This is a genomic window from Sphaerisporangium album, assembly GCF_003323745.1.
Lineage (GTDB): Bacteria > Actinomycetota > Actinomycetes > Streptosporangiales > Streptosporangiaceae > Sphaerisporangium > Sphaerisporangium album.
The window spans coordinates 20,858-39,564 of sequence record NZ_QOIL01000026.1; the positions used below are offsets into that span (position 1 = coordinate 20,858).

General features: G+C 70.9%; 16 protein-coding genes and 2 pseudogenes. 13 read left to right on the forward strand and 5 right to left on the reverse strand.

The genetic code is table 11. The features are described from left to right. Positions 1-301 precede the first annotated feature (301 nt). The 8 genes from DQ384_RS34025 (at position 302) to DQ384_RS34060 (ending at position 8,310) form a co-directional block, all read left to right on the forward strand. Positions 302-1,054 carry a phosphotransferase enzyme family protein gene (locus DQ384_RS34025; RefSeq protein ID WP_245966968.1) on the forward strand — a complete coding sequence of 251 codons (753 nt, stop codon included), beginning with the start codon at positions 302-304 and terminating at the stop codon, positions 1,052-1,054. Between the two features lie 168 nt (positions 1,055-1,222). Further along, complete coding sequence (locus DQ384_RS34030) at positions 1,223-2,218, forward strand: cobalamin biosynthesis protein (protein ID WP_114032987.1); 996 nt, start codon at positions 1,223-1,225, stop codon at positions 2,216-2,218. 288 nt (positions 2,219-2,506) lie between these two features. Next, positions 2,507-4,048: a cobyric acid synthase gene (locus tag DQ384_RS34035; protein WP_114032988.1), complete on the forward strand. Its 1,542-nt coding sequence runs from the start codon at positions 2,507-2,509 to the stop codon at positions 4,046-4,048. Between the two features lie 159 nt (positions 4,049-4,207). Continuing rightward, positions 4,208-4,570, forward strand: coding sequence for a thiol-disulfide oxidoreductase DCC family protein (locus DQ384_RS34040; protein WP_220183288.1), 363 nt, complete (start codon positions 4,208-4,210; stop codon positions 4,568-4,570). Positions 4,571-4,694: 124 nt separating this feature from the next. Continuing rightward, entirely contained in the window at positions 4,695-5,600 is a 906-nt protein-coding gene (locus DQ384_RS34045; RefSeq protein ID WP_114032989.1) for an ABC transporter ATP-binding protein, read from the forward strand. Continuing rightward, the gene (locus DQ384_RS34050; protein WP_114032990.1) at positions 5,581-6,381 is read left to right on the forward strand and encodes an ABC transporter permease subunit; all 801 of its coding nucleotides are present in this window, start codon (positions 5,581-5,583) and stop codon (positions 6,379-6,381) included. Before DQ384_RS34045 ends, DQ384_RS34050 begins: the two co-directional genes overlap by 20 nt. Next, positions 6,381-7,445 carry a PucR family transcriptional regulator gene (locus DQ384_RS34055; protein WP_114032991.1) on the forward strand — a complete coding sequence of 355 codons (1,065 nt, stop codon included), beginning with the start codon at positions 6,381-6,383 and terminating at the stop codon, positions 7,443-7,445. Before DQ384_RS34050 ends, DQ384_RS34055 begins: the two co-directional genes overlap by 1 nt. 76 nt (positions 7,446-7,521) lie before the next feature. Further along, positions 7,522-8,310, forward strand: a complete 789-nt coding sequence (locus DQ384_RS34060) for an SHOCT domain-containing protein (protein WP_114032992.1) — start codon at positions 7,522-7,524, stop codon at positions 8,308-8,310. A 292-nt stretch (positions 8,311-8,602) separates the two neighbouring features. Here the strand turns inward: DQ384_RS34060 and DQ384_RS34065 are convergent, their stop codons facing one another. Next, positions 8,603-9,565 carry a quinone oxidoreductase family protein gene (locus DQ384_RS34065; protein ID WP_114032993.1) on the reverse strand — a complete coding sequence of 321 codons (963 nt, stop codon included), beginning with the start codon at positions 9,563-9,565 and terminating at the stop codon, positions 8,603-8,605. A 258-nt stretch (positions 9,566-9,823) separates the two neighbouring features. On the opposite strand from DQ384_RS34065, the gene DQ384_RS44020 reads away from it, so the two are divergent. After that, a complete protein-coding gene (locus DQ384_RS44020; RefSeq protein WP_114032994.1) occupies positions 9,824-12,286 on the forward strand; it encodes a GH1 family beta-glucosidase in 2,463 nt (820 codons plus the stop codon). Between the two features lie 256 nt (positions 12,287-12,542). Further along, entirely contained in the window at positions 12,543-13,268 is a 726-nt protein-coding gene (locus DQ384_RS34075) for a Mut7-C RNAse domain-containing protein (RefSeq protein WP_114032995.1), read from the forward strand. Between the two features lie 141 nt (positions 13,269-13,409). Here DQ384_RS34075 and DQ384_RS34080 read toward each other — a convergent pair whose 3' ends face one another. Beyond that, on the reverse strand, positions 13,410-13,838 hold the full coding sequence (locus tag DQ384_RS34080) for an ATP-binding protein (RefSeq protein WP_181871565.1): 429 nt from the start codon (positions 13,836-13,838) through the stop codon (positions 13,410-13,412). Between the two features lie 320 nt (positions 13,839-14,158). Here DQ384_RS34080 and DQ384_RS34085 point away from each other — a divergent pair, with 320 nt between their 5' ends. Further along, positions 14,159-15,043, forward strand: a complete 885-nt coding sequence (locus DQ384_RS34085) for a helix-turn-helix domain-containing protein (RefSeq protein ID WP_114032997.1) — start codon at positions 14,159-14,161, stop codon at positions 15,041-15,043. Next, positions 15,040-15,267: a DUF397 domain-containing protein gene (locus tag DQ384_RS34090; protein ID WP_114032998.1), complete on the forward strand. Its 228-nt coding sequence runs from the start codon at positions 15,040-15,042 to the stop codon at positions 15,265-15,267. Before DQ384_RS34085 ends, DQ384_RS34090 begins: the two co-directional genes overlap by 4 nt. Positions 15,268-15,449: 182 nt before the next feature. Here the strand turns inward: DQ384_RS34090 and DQ384_RS34095 are convergent, their stop codons facing one another. Both DQ384_RS34095 and DQ384_RS44315 read right to left on the reverse strand, forming a co-directional pair. Continuing rightward, positions 15,450-17,372 (reverse strand): serine/threonine protein kinase, encoded by a 1,923-nt coding sequence (locus DQ384_RS34095; protein WP_245966969.1) that lies wholly within the window; start codon positions 17,370-17,372, stop codon positions 15,450-15,452. Positions 17,373-17,415: 43 nt separating this feature from the next. Then, a pseudogene (locus tag DQ384_RS44315) lies at positions 17,416-17,505 on the reverse strand (ParA family protein); the annotation flags it as partial. Between the two features lie 623 nt (positions 17,506-18,128). Between DQ384_RS44315 and DQ384_RS34105 the strand changes: the two are divergent. Beyond that, positions 18,129-18,377, forward strand: a pseudogene (locus tag DQ384_RS34105) (DUF4407 domain-containing protein); the annotation flags it as partial. Positions 18,378-18,519: 142 nt separating this feature from the next. On the opposite strand, the gene DQ384_RS41725 reads toward DQ384_RS34105, so the two are convergent. After that, a complete protein-coding gene (locus DQ384_RS41725) occupies positions 18,520-18,687 on the reverse strand; it encodes a hypothetical protein (protein ID WP_181871566.1) in 168 nt (55 codons plus the stop codon). Between the last annotated feature and the right edge of the window lie 20 nt (positions 18,688-18,707).

Here is an 18,707-nt window from a genome sequence, read left to right on the forward strand (position 1 = left end):
GCGATGGCTGGTCGGTCGTGGTGTGTTGGTGTCGATGGGCCGGTCGGTCGCGTCGCGCTGGAGCGCGGCCGAGGTCCGCACCAGTGTGATGGTCGGTCGGTCGCGGTGCGCTGGTGTCGAAGGGGCGGTCGGTCGCATCGTGTCGGTGTCGTGCTGGAAGAGGCGGGCGAGGGGGGCGAAGGTCTTCCGGAAAGTGCGGGGGTTTCGGGGAAGCCTCCCGGGCGTGCCGGGGGCGGGACTAAACTGTTACGTCATGTTCGTCAGCGCGGCCTTTCCTGAAATATCGCTGGATGGCGGTGATGTGACGGAGGGAGTCGTCCGCGTCGGCGACACGGTGCGCCGCCCGATGCGCCCGTACAGTCCCTCCGTTCACGCGCTGCTGCGTCACCTGGAGTCGGTGGGCTTCGACGGCGCGCCGAGGGCGCTCGGAGTGGACGACCGTGGCAGGGAGATGCTGTCGTACGTCCCCGGCCGGGCGGCGATGTTTCCACTGGCCCCGCACGTGATGACGGACGAGACGCTGGCCGCGCTGGCCCGGCTGGTCCGGCGCTTTCATGACGCGGCCGCCGGGTTCGTCCCGCCTCCTGACGCCGTCTGGGAGGGAGGCTCGTGGGACGACGCCGAGCCCGAGCTGGTCGGTCATTGCGACATCACCCCGGAAAACGTGATTTTTCGCGACAACGTGCCGTGGGCGCTCATCGACTTCGACATGGCCCGCCCGACGACCCGCCTGTTCGACATCGTCACCACCCTGCGTCACTGGGCACCGATCGCCGACCCCGTCGACCGGGAGCCCGCGCAGCGGATGTGCGACGTCGGCGCGCGGATCCGGCTCTTCTGCGACGCCTATGACCTGTCCGCGCGCGAGCGTCGCCGGCTGCTCGACCTGACCAGGCTGCGCTTCGACCGCTCGTACGTTGTGATGCGCACGCGGGCATTGGAGGACGGCGGAGGCTGGGCGCGCATGTGGGAGAACGGCGCGGGAGAGCGCATCCGCAGAGCCGCCGCCTGGCTCGACGACAACTGGGACGAACTGGACTCCCACCTGCATTAGCCGATTCGCCGGCACTCCTGGACAATCTCGAATTCGGTGCGTCGTGGAGCCGGAGTCGTGGTGCATCATGCGTGGGGAACGTCCGGAAACCGGGGGTGAGGTCGAGTGAAGCGGGCGGGTACGAGGCCGCGGTACGGGAGCGGGACGGCCACGCGTGCGGGGCGGGAGATGGCGGCACGCGGGATTCCGGTGGGAACCGTGGGGACGGGAGCGGTGGGGCGGGCCCGGGCTCTTGGGCTCGCCGCTGGGGTCGTCCTGGATGCGATCTTCGCCGATCCGCGGAACCCGGTGCATCCGGTGGCGCTGTTCGGCCGTGCGGCCGGGCTGGTCGAGCGCCGTCTGTACGGGCGGTCGCGCGCGCGAGGCGTCGCGTACGTCGCCGCGTGCGTCGGTTCGGCGGCGGCCTTGGGTGTGGTGGCCGAGCGGCTCACCCGGCGCAGCCCCGCGGCTCGTACGGCCGTCACTGCCGCCGCGACCTGGGCGGTGCTGGGCGGGACGAGCCTGGGCCGCGAGGGGGCGTACATGTCCGCCGCGCTCGAACGTGGGGATGTGACGGCGGCGCGGGCGCGGCTGCCGCATCTGTGCGGGCGGGATCCGTCGGCTTTGTCCTCGGGGGAACTGGCACGGGCGACGGTGGAGTCGATCGCGGAGAACACCTCGGACGCCGTGGTCGCGCCGCTGGTCTGGGGCGCGGTGGCCGGAGTGCCGGGGCTGCTGGCGTACCGGGCGGTGAACACGCTGGACGCGATGGTCGGTCACCGGTCGGCGCGGTACGAGAGGTTCGGCTGGGCCGCCGCGCGGCTGGACGACGTGGCGAACTTCGTTCCCGCGCGGATCACCGGCGTCCTGGCGTCGCTGGTCGCCCCTCTCGTCGGCGGGTCGTCCCGGCAGGCGGCGGCCATGCTGCGCAGGGACGGTCACCGGCATCCGAGTCCCAACTCCGGCCGATGCGAGGCGGCGTTCGCGGGGGCGCTCGGCGTGCGGCTGGGGGGCCGTAACGACTACGGCGGCAGGATCGAGCACCGGCCGGAGATGGGCGAGGGAGACCCACCCGCGGTGACGGATATTTCGCGATCCGTACGCTTGGCGCGCGCCGTGAACCTCACCGCCGCAACGCTCGCCGCCGCCACTGCCTGGGCAGTACACAGGCGGCGGCGCCGGTAGTAGGCACTATCCGATAGCAGGCACTGCCCGGTGGTAGGCACGGCGCGGTAGTAGGAGCTGTCCGAAGGCTGGCACTGTGCGGTAGTTGCCACTGTCCGGTAGTCGGCGCTGCCCGGTAGCCGACACTGTCCGGTAGGAGGCGCTGCCCAAGTGGGCCCCGATCCGAGCAGCCGCGCCCGTGCCTCACCGAGTCGTACCGGCAATGGCTGTTCGTGCCGCCGCGATGTGGCCACGTGGGGGATTGGGGGGTTCCGGTAGGTCTGGCATCTTTGGGTGGTGGCTACAGGGATGTTGCTCGTGGCGGGGACCACCTCGGACGCGGGGAAGAGCGTTGTCACGGCGGGGATCTGCCGCTGGCTGGCGCGTCGGGGCGTGCGGGTGGCGCCGTTCAAGGCCCAGAACATGTCGCTGAACTCGTACGTGACCGCCGACGGAGCCGAGATCGGACGCGCGCAGGTCGCCCAGGCGCAGGCGGCGGGGGTGGAACCGGTCGCGGACATGAACCCGATCCTGCTGAAGCCGGGCAGCGACCGGCGAAGCCAGGTCGTCGTGCTCGGCAGGCCGCTCGCCGAGGTGGACGCCATGGAGTACGGCGCGTACAAGGACAGTCTCAGAGCGGTCGCGCTGAAGTCCCTGGAGAGGCTGCGGGCGTCGTACGACGTGGTGGTGTGCGAGGGCGCGGGCAGCCCGGCGGAGATCAACCTGCGCCGGGGGGACATCGCCAACATGGGCCTGGCCCGAGCGGCGGGAATGCCGGTGGTCGTCGTGGGGGACATCGACCGCGGCGGGGTGTTCGCCTCGCTGTACGGCACGCTGGCGTTGCTGGAGGCGGAAGATCAGGCGCTCATCAGCGGCTTCCTGATCAACAAGTTCCGGGGCGCGCGTGAGCTGCTCGACCCCGGCTTGGAGACGCTGCACAAGCTCACCGGACGTCCGGTGTACGGCGTGCTGCCGTGGCTGGACGGGCTCTGGATGGACCTGGAGGACTCGCTCGCCCTCGACTCCCGGCGCGGCGCGCTGCCGGAGAACGCGGGCACGGGGCAGAGCCTGCGCGTCGCGGTGGTGCGGTACCCGAGGATTTCCAACTTCACCGACGTGGACGCGCTGGCCGCCGAGCCCGGGGTCGTGGTCCGTTTCGTCTCCTCGGCCGCCGGAGCCGGGGAGCTCCGCGAGGCGGACCTGGTGGTGCTGCCCGGCTCGCGGGCCACCGTCTCCGACCTCGAATGGCTTCGCCGTACGGGCCTCGCCGCCGCGCTGCTGGAACGGCGCGGCCCGATCCTCGGCATCTGCGGCGGCTACCAGATGCTCGCGCGGTCGATCCGCGACGACGTCGAGTCCGGCGCCGGGACGGTGGACGGGCTCGGGCTGCTTCCGGCGACCGTCGAGTTCGCGCGCGAGAAGACGCTCGCGCGGCCGGTCGGCGAGGCGTACGGGCACCGCGTCGACGCGTACGAGATCCACCACGGGCTGGTGACGGTCGACGGGCACCAGACGTCGCAGCCGGCGGACCAGGCGGGCCCGGCGGCTGCGGTGGCCCAGGTGGAGCCCTTCCTGGACGGGTGCCGGGTGGGCGCGGTGTGGGGCACCACCTGGCACGGGGCGCTGGAGAACGACGGCTTCCGCCGTGCCTTCCTCGCCGATGTCGCCGCCGTGGCAGGCCGCGACTTCGTCCCGGCGTCCGGCGTCTCGTTCGCGGCGCTGAGGGAGGAGCACCTCGACGCGCTCGGCGACATGATCGAGCGGCACGTGGACACAGGCGCGCTGCTGTCGCTGATCGAGGACGGCGCGCCGCCCGGCCTTCCCGCCCTCCCTCCCGGCGCCGCGCCGTGACGCGGTCCGGTGTGACGCGGTCCGGTGTGACGCGGTCCGGTGTGACGCGGTCTGGCGTGACAATGTGGGCGTGGCTTGACGGCGGCCAGGAGCTTCCGGGCCGTGCTCGTGGGTGCCGGTCGCCGGGACGGGCGCCAGGGGGTATGGGAGAATCGTCCCGTGCTGGTCTATGACGGGGACTGCGGGTTCTGCCACCGATGCGTGGAGTTCGGCCGCGCGCATCTGCCCGCGATGCCCCCGGCGCGCCGCTGGCAGGATCTGGACCTGGCCGAGCACGGCCTCACCCTTGAGCAGGTGACCGAGTCGGTCCAGTTGCTCGGCCCGGACGGGCTGCGCGCCTCGGGCGCCCGCGCCGTCGCCGTGCTGCTGGCCGTGCAACCCCGGATCGGCTGGCGCGTCCTCGGCCGCCTCATGCTCGTGCCCCCGGTCGACTTGATCGCCGAGGCCGTGTACCGGGTCGTCGCGCGCAACCGGCACCGGCTGCCCGGCAGCACCGGCGCCTGCTCGACCGCCCCCCGCTGAGGGCCGCCCCAGCCCTCAGAAGCACCCGTCCGCGCGCGTTGCCGGATCCGGGAAAAGAAATGTGCCCCAACTGTCCAGGTGTGATCCTGTCGGGGACGCGCCCCCGCCCGTCACGCTTCGACGCATGACAGCAGTGGTGGAGACCGAAGGGCTGACGAAGTTCTACGGTAAGCGCCGGGGCTTGGAGGATCTCACGCTCCAGATCCGTCCCGGCGAGGTGTTCGGGTACCTCGGCCCGAACGGCGCGGGCAAGACGACCACGCTCAGGATGCTCCTGGACGTGATCCGCCCCACCCGGGGCACCGTTCGCGTGCTGGGCTCCGACCCGCGCGACGCGTCGATCCGCCGAAGGATCGGCTACCTCCCCGGCGAGCTGGCCCTGGAGGGACGCGAGAAGGCCGGCGAGTACCTGCGGTTCCTGGCGGGCGTGCGGGGCGGCGTCGCGGCGGGCCGCGTCGAGGGGCTCGCCGAGCGGCTGGAGGCCGACCTGTCGGTCACGATGGGCAAGCTCTCGAAGGGCAACAAGCAGAAGGTCGGCCTGATCCAGGCGTTCATGCACGAGCCCGAGCTGCTCATCCTCGACGAGCCGACCAGCGGCCTGGACCCGCTCGTCCAGCAGGAGTTCCTGGCGATGGTCCGCGAGGCCCGCGCGGCGGGCGGCACGGTGCTCATGTCGTCGCACGTGCTCGCGGAGGTCGAGCACGTCTCCGACCGGGTGGGCATCGTCCGGAGCGGGCGGCTGGTCGCGGTGGAGGACGTCGTCGCGCTGCGGGAGAAGGCCGTGCGGCGGGTCGAGTTCCACTTCGACGCGCCCGTGCCCGAGGAGGCGTTCCGCGACCTGCCCGGCGTGCGGGACCTCAAGGTCGAGGGCGCGAGCGTGAGCTGCACCATCGACGGCCGTCCCGACGCGCTGGTCAAGGCGGCGGCGCGGTTCACCGTCGTCCACATGGTCTCGGCCGAGCCCGACCTCGAAGAGATCTTCCTCACCTACTACAGCGAGGACGTGCAGCATGCCCGTGCTGGTGCGTAAGACGCTGCGCGACTACCGGCGCGCGATCATCGGCTGGACGATCGGCATCTGCGCGTTCGCCGGGCTGTACACGTCGTTCTTCCCTCAGATGGCCGCGAATCCGGACTTCTACAGCCAGGCCGCGCAGGCGAAGTACCCCGAAGGCGTGCGCAAGCTCATGGGCGGCCTGGAGAACTTCACCACCGGTGTCGGTTTCCTGCAGGCGGTCATCTACCAGCTCTTCGTCCCGCTGCTGTTCACGATGTGCGCGGTGATCCTCGGCACGAAGGCCCTCGCCGGGCCGGAGGAGGCGAGGACGCTGGAGCTGACCCTCACCCTCCCCCTGGACCGCAAGCGGCTCGTGCTGGAGCGCTTCGCCGCGCTTGCCGCCGGCCTGCTCGCCGTCGCCGTGCTCTCGCTCGCGGTGATCGCCGTCCTCGGCGCCATGGTGGACCTGAACGTGCCCTTCGGGCGGATGCTGGCGGCGCACACCGGCCTCTACCTGCTCGTCCTCTTCTTCGGTACGCTCACGCTGGCCGTCGGAGCGGCGACCGGTCGCAGGGCGCTCGCGATGGCGGTCGCGGGCGCGTACGCGGTCGCGGGGTACGTCGTGCACGCGCTCGCCGCGGACGTCGAGGCGATGAAGTGGCTCAGCCACCTGTCGCCGTTCCACTACTACATGGAGGGAAATCCGCTGGTCAACGGCTTCCAGGTGGGCGACTGCCTCGTGCTGCTCGCCGCCACGGCCGTGCTCGCGCTGACCGCTGTCCTTTCGTTCGACCGGCGTGACGTAGGGGTGTGATGGACGTTCTCGCTCACGTGAGCGAGGCCACCGGGGTGCCCGCCGACCTGCTCGGCGGGTACCTTCCGGTCCTCACGGCCGCCGTCTCGACCGGCCGTCTGCCGGGCAGGGACGCCGTCGACGGCCTGCGCGCGCTGGGCGCGGCGGCGGCCGAACGGGGCGTCCCGGTGCGCGCGCTCGCCGACGCCTGCCTGCTCGCCCGCGAGCTGGACGCGCCGCCCGCCGAGGCCCAGGTGCTCGCCGCCGTGCGCCGGGCGCTGGCGGCGTACTTCGACGGGTACGAGGAGGCGCAGCACCAGGCCATCCGGCGCGAGGACGAGGCGCGGCGCGAGTTCATCGGCGATCTGTTACAGGGGCGGGCCGACCGGCTGGCCGAGCGCGCCGAGCACTTCGGCCTGCGGCTGGCCGAGGGGTACGTCGTCGCGGTGGCGAAGGACGTCGCGCCCGTCGCCGACGGCGACCCGCTGATCCGGCGCGTCGAGGAGGCGCTGGTGACCCGGTTCGGCTCGCACAACATCCTCGTGGCCGCCCGCGACGGCCTGCTCGTGTGCGTCGCGCCCGCCACGCTCACCGCCGCGACCGGCGAGTTCACCCACCACGTGCGGGGGAGCCTCGGCCAGGGCTGGCGCGTGGGCGTCGGCCGTCCGCACCGCGGACCCGGAGGCGTGGTGACGTCGTTTCGCGAGGCGAGCGACGCGATCAGCCTGGGGGAACGGCTCGGCCTGCGCCCCCAGGTGCTCAGGGCCGCCGACCTGCTGGTCTTCCCGGTGCTGCTGCGCGACCGCGCCGCGATCGAGGATCTCGTCACGAGCGTGCTCGACCCGCTGCGGGAGGCGCGCGGCGGCCCCGAATCGCTGCTGGAGACCCTGGAGGCGGTGTTCGGGGCGCAGGGCAACCAGACGGCGGCCGCCCGCAAGCTGGGCATCAGCACCCGCGCGGTGACCTATCGGCTGGAGCGCATCCGCCGCCTCACCGGCTTCTCCCCGGACGACCCGACCCAGCGCTTCACCCTGGAGACGGCCGTCCTCGGCGCCCGCCTCCTGGACTGGCCGGCGCGGGACTGAGCCGCCCGATATGCCAGCTCGATATCCCGCTTCTGCGGTCTGTCTGGAAATCGTGGTGTGGCCTACCATACGGAGCGTGATCACCACCCGTGGGCTGATTTTGAGGTCGATCGGGACCTTTGTCGGGCTGGGCGGGCTCGCCTGCTGCCTGACCATGCTCTATCTCGACGCCCGCGTCCTCATGAGCATCGGCGGGGGCTGCGGCCCGGAAGTGGGCGTGCCGTGCCCGCAGGGGGTCGGGTGGATCATGCCGGTGTCCATCCTGGGCGGCATTGCCGCGCTCGGCGTGTATCTCGTCAGCCTGCTTCCCGTCGGGCCGAGGCTGGCCCTGCTCGCCTGGCCCGCCGTGTTCCTCAGCCTCGGATGGGCGTTCTGGGAGGCCGCCATGGCCACGCCCAGTGCCGAGCTCGGTTTCATGATCTGCGCCGTCGTCTTCGCGATCACGGGGGGACTACCGCTCATCGTGCTGTTCCACCCGAAGGCGTCGCGCGGGGTCTTCCTCGGACCGGAGCCCGCCCCCGGCCCGGCGGCCTCGGGGCCGAGCGGGGGCAACGTCCGCTGGACGACGTCGGTGGTGCTCCCCGGCCAGAACGACATGCCGCGCCACGCCGTCGACCTGGACGACCCTCCGCAGGACCGTCCGACCTATCCTCCGCAGGACCGTCCCACCTCCCCGCCTCAGGACGCACGCCTCCGCCCCTCGTCGCGATTCGCCGGCCCGAGCCGCCAGGACGCGCCGTCCGACGCGGTCCCCGGCGATCTCGTCGGCCAGCTGGAACGGCTGGCCGTCCTGCACCGGTCCGGGCACCTGGACGACGACGAGTACGCCGCCGCCAAGGCACGCCTGCTGAACGGCTCCCGATGACCCCGCCGGCACGACGCCCCGGCCCCGACGAGAAGAGGGCACCATGAGGAACGGCAACGCGCTGCGGGCCTGGGCGATCGCGCTGCATGTGATCGCGATCGCGGTGGGCGTCTACCTGGGGGTCCTGTTCTTCGGCCTCGCCACCACCCCGGGCTGAGGCTCACCCGCCACCACGACCCCAAGCTGAGGCTCACCCGCCACGACCCCGGCCGAGGCTCACCCCGGCCATGACTCCGGGGCTGAGCCCACCTTCCCACGATCACGGGCTGCCGCCCGCCGCGCACCCGAGCCGCTACGGGATCAGCAGCAGCTTGCCCGTCGTCCGGCGGCCTTCGAGGTCGTCGTGCGCCTGCCTGGCCTCGGCCAGCGGGTACCGGCGCGAGATGTGCACGTTGAGCGCGCCCGACTCGACCCACCCGAGGACGTCCTCGGCCCGGGCGAGCAGTTCCTCCCGCGTCGCGGTGTAGTGCGCGAGCGTGGGCCTGGTCAGGAACAGCGACCCGCCCTGGTTCAGCCGCTGCGGGTCGAACGGCGGCACCGGCCCGCTCGCCGCCCCGTAGAGCGCCATCATGCCGCGCAGCCCGAGCGAGGCCAGGCTGCCGTCGAAGGTCGCGGCGCCGACGCCGTCGTAGACGACGCGCACGCCGCGCCCGCCGGTCAGCTCGCGCACCGCGTCGGCGAAGCCCTCGTAGGGAATGACGTCGTCGGCCCCCGCCTCGCGGGCGAGCTTCCGCTTCTCGTCGGTGGAGGTCGTGCCGATGACGCGGCCGCCGCGCAGCTTCGTCATCTGCGTGAGCAGCAGCCCCATGCCGCCCGCGGCCGCGTGGACGAGCACGTCGTCTCCCGGCTGGACGGCGTGCACCGAATGGGTGAGGTAGTGGGCGGTCAGGCCCTGGAGCAGGACGGCGGCGGCCGACTCGAACGACAGGTCGTCGGGAAGCGGGATCGCCTTGGCGGCAGGGATGACCGCCTTCTCCGCGTACGACCCGATGACGCCCACCCAGCCCACGCGGTCGCCCACCGCCACGCCGGTGACGTCCGGGCCGACGGCCGAGACCGTGCCCGCGCCCTCCGAGCCGACGACGAACGGCGCCTGGAGCGGGTAGCGGCCCTCGCGGTGGTAGACGTCGGTGTAGTTCACACCGATCGCGGCCACGTCGACCAGCACCTCACCGGGGCCCGGGACCGGGTCCGGCACCTCGGTGTAGACGAGGGCGTCGGATCCTCCTGGGGTCGTGACGACGATGGCATGCATGACGGCGGCTCCTTCGACGCGGACGGCCTCTTGATCGTCCCCAACCTCCGGCCGCCCACTCCTTGTTCCCCCGGCGCACCTCGTTCGCCGAAAAATTCGCTGGTTCCTAGCGTCATGTCCACTGCACGGACATAGCCGGATCCGTGATTAAGTGTTCGAATCGGTGCTGGTACGGCCACCCGCACCGCGGTTTCACCACTGATTCACCACTGATTCACCACTGCGTCACCACGAGGGGACAGACGGGAGCGTCATGCAATGACCGCGACCACCATCGCGAACCGGGGGCAGACGCTGGCCTTCCCCGCCGGCTTCGTCTGGGGCTCCGCCACCGCCGCCTACCAGGTGGAGGGCGCCGCCCGCGAGGACGGGCGCGGCGAGTCGATCTGGGACACCTTCTGCCGCAGGCCCGGCGCCATCGCCGGCGGCCACACCGGCGACACGGCGTGCGACCACTACCACCGGTACGCCGAGGACGTCCGCCTGATGAAGGCGCTCGGCCTCGCCGCCTACCGGTTCTCGGTGGCCTGGCCCCGCGTCCAGCCGGACGGCTCCGGCCCGGTCAACCCCGCCGGCCTCGACTTCTACGAGCGGCTGGTCGACGAGCTGCTCGCGGCGGGCATCGCGCCGTACGCGACGCTCTACCACTGGGACCTGCCCCAGGCGCTGGAGGACCGCGGCGGCTGGACCGCCCGCGACACCGCCTACCGGTTCGCCGAGTACGCCACGGCCGTCCACGACCGGCTCGGCGACCGCGTGAACACGTGGATGACCGTCAACGAGCCCTGGGTGTCGGCGTTCCTCGGGTACGGGATGGGCGTGCACGCCCCGGGCCTGACCTCGTCCGTGGACGCCTTCCGCGCCTCCCACCACCTGCTCCTCGCGCACGGCCTCGGCGTCCAGGCGCTGCGCGCCGGGGGAGCCCGCGAGATCGCCCTCACCCTCAACCTCGCCCCCGTGGTGACGCCCGCCCAGGTGAACGACCCCGGCCTCGCGCTGTCCCCGGCGGACGCCGAGGCGGTGGACCGCGTCGACTGCCTGATCAACCGGCAGTTCCTCGACCCGGCGCTGCGCGGCGCCTACCCGGAGCAGGTGCTGAAGATCGTCGACCGGATCGCCGGGCTCGACCACATCCACGACGGCGACCTCGCCGCGATCCACCAGCCGATCGAGCTGCTCGGCATCAACTACTACACCCCGTGCGTGGTGAGGTCCGGCCCCGGCCTGCCCGCAAACCCGGCGTACCCGGGCACCGAGGACATCGAGTTCCCCGGCGCCTACGCCCCCACCACCGCGATGGGCTGGCCCATCGTCCCGACCGGCCTGTCCGAGCTGCTCGTCCGCCTGTCGCGCGACTACCCCGAGGTCGGCCTCGTGGTCACCGAGAACGGCGCGGCGTTCGACGACACGGTGTCGGGCGACCGCGTCCACGACGCCGACCGCACCGCGTTCCTCGAAGGCCACCTGCGGGCCGCGCACTCCGCCATCGAGGCCGGCGCCGACCTGCGCGGGTACCTCGTCTGGTCACTGCTGGACAACTTCGAGTGGGCCGAGGGGTACAACAAGCGCTTCGGCATCGTCCACGTCGACTTCGGCACCCAGCGCCGCCTGCTCAAGGACAGCGCGCTGTGGTTCCGCGAGCTCGTCCAGCGCAACGGCCTGCGCAAGGATCGCGCCCGCCGGCCCACCCTGGAGGAGGTCGCCGCCCGCGCCGGGGTGTCCCGGTCGACGGTCTCGCGCGTGATCAACGGGCAGGGGACGGTCAGCGGCGAGGTCCGCGAGACCGTCATGCACGCCGTGGACGAGCTCGGCTACGTGCCCAACTCGGCGGCACGCAGCCTGGTGACCCGGCGCACCGACACGATCGCGCTGGTCGTCCCCGGCACCCAGGCCACCGGCGAGGACCCGCTGTTCTCCTCCGTCGTCCGCGCGGCCGCCCATGCCCTGGAGGAGGCCGGCAAGCAGGTCACCCTCATGCTGGCCGGGTCGCCGGCGGGACGCCGGCGGGTCGAGCAGTACGTGTCGGCGGGTCACGTGGACGGCGTCGTGCTCGTGTCCAACCGCGCCGCCGACCACCTGCCGGGCGTGCTGTCCCGCACCGACACCCCGGTCGTGTCGCTCGGACGGCCCGCCGGATCGGCCGCGCTGCCCTACGCCGCGGGCTCGGCCGCCCTGCCGTACGCCAAGCCGGCGGGCGGCGCGCTCTCGTACGTCGACGCCGACAACGCCGGCGGCGCGGCGGCGGCCGTCGATCACCTGCTCGCGCGGGGACGGCGCCGGATCGCCATGATCTGCGGGCCCGTCGACAGCGTCGCCGCGCAGGACCGCCTGCAGGGGTACCGCGACGCGCTGCGCCGCGACGACCGCCGCTCGATCCTCGCCGTGGGCGACTACAGCCGCGTGTCCGGCATGGAGGCGATGCGCCAGCTCCTGGAGGACGACCCGGCCCTGGACGCGGTCTTCGCCGCGGGCGACCTGATGGCCATGGGCGCCCTGACCGTCCTGCACGAGTCCGGCCGCCGGGTCCCCGACGACGTCGCCGTGGTCGGTTTCGGCGACATCGAGGCCGCCCGCTACGCCATGCCCCCGCTCACGACCGTCCACGCCCCCGCCTCCGACCAGGCCGTGGCCGCCGTCCGCCTGCTGCTACGCCAGATAGACGCCGGCCCGGCCTCTTCAGTGATCCTCCCCACCGAACTGGTGGTCCGCCGCTCGTCCTAGATAGGGGAGGCGACGCACCTCCTGGCCACCGTTCGAGAGACGCGCGGCGGTGGTGACCAATCGCGCCTCAATGCCGATCAATGGAGATGAGGGCCTCATCCATCGGTGGCTGGGGTCGGTGAGCACCCGGCCGGTCCGTCATGGGTCGCTCACCGTGAGCCCACTCACAAAGCCCCACGCCGTCCCAGGACAATGCGGCACGCCCCTTCAGGGGGCTTTGTGGTCGGTGAGCCCGGTTGTGGGGCATGCTGGATGGATGGGGGCGGAACTGTGCTTGCGGGTCGAGCCCGGGTTGTGGTTGTTCCTGGCGCCGCGGGATCGCCGTGACGAGCTGCGGCTTCCCTACGACGGCGCCTCGTCCCTGGGGCACGTCGTGGAGTCGGCCGGCGTCCCGTTGCCGGAGGTCGGCTCGCTTCTGGCCGACGGCAGGGTCGTCACGCCCGCGTACCACCCCCGGGACGGTGAGGTGGTGGACGTCCGCGAGATGTCGCGCCCGCAGCCGGTCCCGGTCCCGCTCTTTCTCCTGGACGTGCACTTGGGGACGCTGGCCCGGCGGCTTCGGCTGGTCGGGGTGGACACCGCCTACGAGAACGATCTGGACGACGACACGCTGATCGAGCGCGCCAACGCCGAGCGGCGCGTTCTGCTGACCCAGGATCGCGGCCTGCTGCGCCGCCGGATGCTGTGGCTCGGGGCGTACGTCAGGGGAGCCAGGCCCGAGGAGCAGTTCGACGACGTCCTCGGCCGCTTCGCGCCCCCGCTCGCGCCGTGGACCAGGTGCACGGCGTGCAACGGTCTCCTGGCCCCCGCGGGTAAGGAAGAGGTCGAGACCGGGCTGCTCCCAGGAACACGGCGCAGCTACGACACCTTCGCCCGCTGCCACGCCTGTGGTCAGGTGTACTGGCGAGGCGCGCACGCGGACCGCCTGCAGTCGATCGTGGAACGAGCGGAGCACGTGGTCATGACGGCTGTCGCGGACTGAGCCCGGACCGGAGTTCGGTCACTCCGATCTGCTCCATGGTGCCGTTGCGTGGCGGTCGATGCGAGTCGGTGATCCCGTCCCTTTTCGGGGCTCCGCCGCCACGTACCCAGGGTGAGTACGGACGGCGGAGGATCAACGACGTTACTGAACGAGGGGCTTGGTGAGGTCGCGTTCGAGCCAGACGATCTTGCCGGTAGGGCATGGTTGTACGCCCCATCGGGTGGCTAGCGCATCGATGAGGAAGAGGCCGCGTCCGTGCTCTTCGAGCAGCCGGTCCGGGAGGTCGCGGCCGGACAGCACGAGCTCGGCAGGTAGAGCCAGCACTGGCGGATGTCTGTCACCGTCTTCGATCTCGATGCGGATGCACGTGTCGGTACGGGATACGCGCACCGGCAGCATTGAGCCATGGGCGGCGTGAGTGATCGCGTTGCTCACCGCCTCGCTGAGGCAGAGGATCAAATCGTCGATGAGGTGCTCCGGACCCCAGCTCGTGATGAGCTTGCGTACGGCGTCGCGTGCCTGGTGCACGCCTTCCGGCCGGGCCGGGATGGTGAGGCTGACGGTTTCCATCTCAGCCATGGGAGATACGCCGGCGAGTCGGTCCGGTGCGTTGTGCCGAACGGAGCGGGTCGGCACTTATCTGCTCTTCCTGTTCGTAGTGAGATCTCGGCGTTCGTCTCGGCTTCATCGGCGCTCCTCGGGGTGATGCCGACGTCTGCGCGGTGACAGTCGGTTCCTGTCGATTGCCGTCTGTGACGACGCTGCCATTCTGCAATCTCAAAATGAGATAGCAAGACTCTTTGGTGGGCTGGTACTCCAGGCGATGTCGCGCGATCTGTGATGAAGCATCGGGGTCGGCTGCAAGATGTTCCCCGTTGAGAGGAGGCGCGATGAGTGACAATCCCACCATCTTGCGGATGAGGCTGGGCGCCGAGCTGCGAGAGTTGCGGGACAGGATCGGTTTGAGCCTCGATGCGGCGAGCAAGGCCCTTGCGGCGGATGACCAGGACATCTCCGTCTCGAAGCTGAGCAGGTTGGAGAACGGTAAGGGCGCCGTGCGGCTCCAAGATGTCCGTGCGCTGCTGGACTTGTATCGGGTCGCGGACGGTGCCCAGCGTGACGCGCTGCTGCGGATGGCGCGCGATGCGAAGACGGCTGCTCCGGCGGCGTGGTGGACGGACTACGAGTCTGCTCTTCCGTCCGGTCTCTCGACGTACGTTGGCATGGAGGCGGGTGCTGGGCGGCTGCTGACGTTCACGTTGACGCTGATCGAGGGACTGCTGCAGACGGAGGATTACGCCCGTGCGGTGATCCAGGCATGGGCACCGATGGATCCGCCGGAGACGATCGAGCAGCGGGTCGAGTTGCGTATGCAGCGCCAGAAGTTGCTGACGAACGATCCTCGGCTCGAACTGGTCACGATCATGGATGAGGCCGCGATGCGGCGACCCATCGGTGGTCCTGCGGTGATGCGATCACAACTGCGTCATCTGGCGGAAGTTTGTGAGCGGTCGCCGAATGTGTTCGTGCAGGTCATTCCGCTCAGCAAGGGCGCCTATGGGCCTCAGCATGGCATGTTCACCGTGATCGAGCCTCGGAATGCTGCTGACAAGCCAGTGGCATACGTGGACTCTTTGGGTGGAAACTTGTACATGCAGCGGCCGGAGCAGATTTCACGATTCAGGAAGATGTTCGGTCGGCTGCAAGCCATGGCCCTCGACCCAGATGAGTCGTTGCGCGTCATTCGGGCTGCCGCCGAGGAGATGCGATCATGAGTGCTGCGGAATCGAATGGTCTTCAGTGGTTCAAAGCCACAGCCAGTACCTCCGGCAATGGCTGTGTCGAGGTCGCGCACCTGAGCGACGGCGGTGTCGCGATACGCCACAGCCGCACGCCGAACGACCAGGTCATCCGATACACCGCCTTCGAGTGGGACTGTTTTCTCGACGGGGTCAGGAATGGTGAGTTCGATCGTCCTGAGGCCGCCGGGCTCGCCTGAGGAAACCTCGACAGGCCTCCCTCCGGCCCGTCTTCGTCAAACGCCCCGGATGGGCGTGCCATGCCGTCGCAGACGGTCGTTGGCTTTGTGGGTGGGTTCACGGTGAGTTACCACGACGGAGTGGCACGGGTGGGGCTCACAGTCCTCAGCCATCAATGGCGGAACACTGAGCGTTCGGTGGGTCAGTGGGTGGTGGATGGCGAGGCGGGGCCCTGGACGGTGAAGTCGTCGTAGGAGGTGTTGAGGGTCGAGTCGGTTTTCTCGGGGACGCGGGTGAGGAGGCCGATGTCGCCGTTGGGGAGGCCGTTCGGGTCCAGGTAGGACTGGACCTGTTCACCGTCGACCCACATGGTGAGCTGGACGCCGCCGGGGGTGGTGGAGCATTCGGCCTGGAGCTTGGCCGGGGTGTTCTTCTTGAGGTCGGCGACCGCCACGGGCTGGGTGAGGTTGCCGCCGACGCCCTTGGTGACGCGCCGGACGCGGGCCTCGCCCGTCGCGGTGACCAGGAACTCGTACCTGTTGGGGGAGCTCTCGGTGTCGCTGCGGCAGAACAGGCCGTACTCCCCGGTGCCGTCCGACTGCCGGACGGTCGCCGTGACCGTGATCAGCAGCCGTTCGGGCGTGGTGGGGGTCGGCGAGGCCGACGGGTCGGGCGTGGCGGGTTGCCGGGGGACGAAGGGGATGGGCGCGTTCTCGATGCGCTCGGTGTGGTCGCCGGTGAGGTCGATCGCGTAGAAGCCGTTCGGGGCGTACCCGTACCAGCCGGAGTCGTCGCCGGTGTAGTCGCTTCCGTCCCAGCCGGTGCCGCTCTGGCTGAAGTCTTCACGGAAGAGGTAGTAGTTCAGCTCGGAGGGCGGCCCAGAGGGGGAGAGGAGCGCGCGGAGCCCGAGTCCCAGGCCGGCGATCACCACGACGGCGGCGACGGCGATCCCGATGGTCCGCTTGCGCCGCGCCGCGGGGTCGGCGGACGCGCCGCCGGAGACCGTCCCGCCGGGTGGGGAATGTCCCGCGCCGGCCCCGCCTCCCGGCGAGGTGAGCGCGGCGGTGGAGTGGCGGGAGACGGTGGGAGGCGGGGTGCCGTGCCACGTCGCGGTACCGCCCGCCTGGTGCCCCTGTGCGGTGGGAGGCGGTCCTTGCGAGGTGAGGGAGTACGGGGTGGCCGGCGATCCGTGGATCGTGGAGGAGGGGACACCGGCCGTTGCCGGCGTACCGGGCGCGCGGGACGTCACCGGGGACGTCGTCCCGGGCGGGGGTGACTGCCGCCAGGCCTGGACGACCGAATGTTCGGCGTGTTCGGGGGTCGTGCGGCCGACCATCTGGTCGAGGATCTGCTGGGCCGTGGGCCTGCGGGACGGGTCCTTGTCCAGGGTGGCGGACACGAGCCGGTGCAGCGACGGCTCCATGCCTTCCAGGGAGGGCTCGGTGTTGAGCACCTGGTAGACGATGGACGGCAGCGACTCGCCGCCGAAGGGCGCGCGGCCGCTGGCGGCGAAGGCGACCAGGCAGCCCCAGGAGAAGACGTCGCACGCCGGTGAGGCCGGTTCGCCGCGCAGCACCTCGGGGGCCATGTACCGGGGCGTTCCCATCAGCTCGCCGGTGCCGGTGACGCCGCCGAGGGTGTCGAGGGCGCGGGCGATGCCGAAGTCGATGACGCGCGGCCCGACCGGCGAGAGCAGCACGTTGGACGGCTTGAGGTCGCGGTGGACGATGCCCGCGCTGTGGATGGCGGTGAGCGCGGTGGCGACGCCGACCGCCAGCGCGTCGAGGCTGGACCCGCGCAGCGGTCCGGAGGAGCGCACGGCGTGGTCCAGATTGGGGCCCTCGACGTACTCGGTGACGACGTACAGCAGGTCGCCGTCGAGGTCGGCGTCCAGGACCGCCGCCGTGCAGAAGCGGCGGACCCGGCGCGCCGACTCGGCCTCGCGGCGGAACCGGACGCGGAACTGCTCGTGCTGGCTGTACTCGCCGTTGATCACCTTGACGGCGACGCGCTGCCCGGACTCGTCCTCGCCCAGGTAGACGGTGCCCATGCCGCCGCGGCCCAGCCGGCCGACCAGACGGTAGCGACCTATCTGAGTGGGCTCATCTGGACTTAGGTAGTTCACGCCGCTGCCTTACCGCTATGTGCCTGTTAGCGGGGGTCAGCCTATCGAGATCGGCGACGGGTGAGCGGCCGTCAGCAGTGACTGCGGCGAGGTTGACGGTGGTGGTGGACTTCCCGACGCCGCCCTTCTGATTAAGACAACATGGACTTTCGCCATGCGTGGCTCTCCTACATCCGTGTGCTTCCCAGCGTTGCCGCTGGTACTTCGGACGGAGCAACTATCCCAGACCAGTAAGCGATTACGCCGTAATCACAGCGAGGCAAGGCGAGTGGCGCGCGGTGTCACGTCTGATCGAGGAGCTGTGTTTCCTCATCGGGAGCAGGCCTCCCGTGGGGGCACGGGAGGCCTGTGAAACGCTGATGCGCCTCGTCTCACGCCAATGATTCCGAAGGTGCACGCGGGGGCGCTGAGGACGAGCGGCTCCCGGCTTCTTCGAGGGTCACACGCGGCGCCTCCAGCGGCAACGAACCGCTCATTCGAGCTCGTTCGAACAGGCCCGAGCCGATCCGACGGACCGGGCCGATCGAGCGATGGTCGAGCCGATCGCCTGGGGCGGCGTCATCGTCGCTGAGGAAGGAGGGCATCCCGGACGCGGGTCTGCCAGGGGGCCGCGGGTCGTCCACCATCTATCCCGGTGGACCCGCCGACGGTGGGCCGCGGCGCTGGCACGCTGGCGGGCGTCGTCCCGTTCACGGCTGATCTGGCTGTCCGCAGCTCACCCCGGCGCGCTGGCCCGCAGCCCCGCCAGACCGTGTCCGCTACGAAGGCCTGGGGGCCGCCGTGTTGTTCACGGGCCTGGTCGCGGGCATCAGCATGACATCCATACTGGCCACGGCGGTGTCGGTGCCCTTGCTGGTGGCTGTGATCCTCGGAGGCGTGTGGGGCGCTCTGGTGCTGAGCCTGGACCGCTGGCTGATCACCCTGCCGCGCCCCGGGCACTCCCTCGGCAGAGCGTTGTGGCGGGCCATGCCGCGGATGATCGTGCGCGGACTGCTGGCCGCCTGACATACAAAGATCCACATGGCGAGGATCGACGTCGGCCGGATCGAGGACTGCCATCGTCCACCAGGACCCCTGCTTGATCTAACTACGTTCGGTCACCGCAGGACGGAGGGATGCGCGCGAATCGCGGCCGATGAGGGCGTCTTCAGACGGTCTTGCGGATCTGGTGCAGCCAGCCGTCCAGAAGGGTGTAGTCGGCGTTGGTGAGGCCGAGTCGGGCGTCGTTCGAGCAGGCGCGCGACGTCCAGGAGGCCAGCTGTAGGGCGACGTGCCAGGTCAGCGAACTAGATGGGAAGACTCCTGGCCACCACAAGCCGAAGAAGCGAGAAGATG

Bases quoted from the DNA above. Each gene is read 5' to 3' on its own strand.
- DQ384_RS34050 (WP_114032990.1), top strand. From the start codon at position 5,581: ATGCCCGTGCTGGTGCGTAAGACGCTGCGCGACTACCGGCGCGCGATC.
- DQ384_RS34080 (WP_181871565.1), bottom strand. From the start codon at position 13,838: ATGGAAACCGTCAGCCTCACCATCCCGGCCCGGCCGGAAGGCGTGCAC.
- DQ384_RS34075 (WP_114032995.1), top strand. From the start codon at position 12,543: ATGGGGGCGGAACTGTGCTTGCGGGTCGAGCCCGGGTTGTGGTTGTTC.
- DQ384_RS34090 (WP_114032998.1), top strand. From the start codon at position 15,040: ATGAGTGCTGCGGAATCGAATGGTCTTCAGTGGTTCAAAGCCACAGCC.
- DQ384_RS34030 (WP_114032987.1), top strand. From the start codon at position 1,223: ATGGCGGCACGCGGGATTCCGGTGGGAACCGTGGGGACGGGAGCGGTG.
- DQ384_RS34065 (WP_114032993.1), bottom strand. From the start codon at position 9,565: ATGCATGCCATCGTCGTCACGACCCCAGGAGGATCCGACGCCCTCGTC.
- DQ384_RS34045 (WP_114032989.1), top strand. From the start codon at position 4,695: ATGACAGCAGTGGTGGAGACCGAAGGGCTGACGAAGTTCTACGGTAAG.
- DQ384_RS34085 (WP_114032997.1), top strand. From the start codon at position 14,159: ATGAGTGACAATCCCACCATCTTGCGGATGAGGCTGGGCGCCGAGCTG.
- DQ384_RS34035 (WP_114032988.1), top strand. From the start codon at position 2,507: ATGTTGCTCGTGGCGGGGACCACCTCGGACGCGGGGAAGAGCGTTGTC.
- DQ384_RS44020 (WP_114032994.1), top strand. From the start codon at position 9,824: ATGACCGCGACCACCATCGCGAACCGGGGGCAGACGCTGGCCTTCCCC.
- DQ384_RS34055 (WP_114032991.1), top strand. From the start codon at position 6,381: ATGGACGTTCTCGCTCACGTGAGCGAGGCCACCGGGGTGCCCGCCGAC.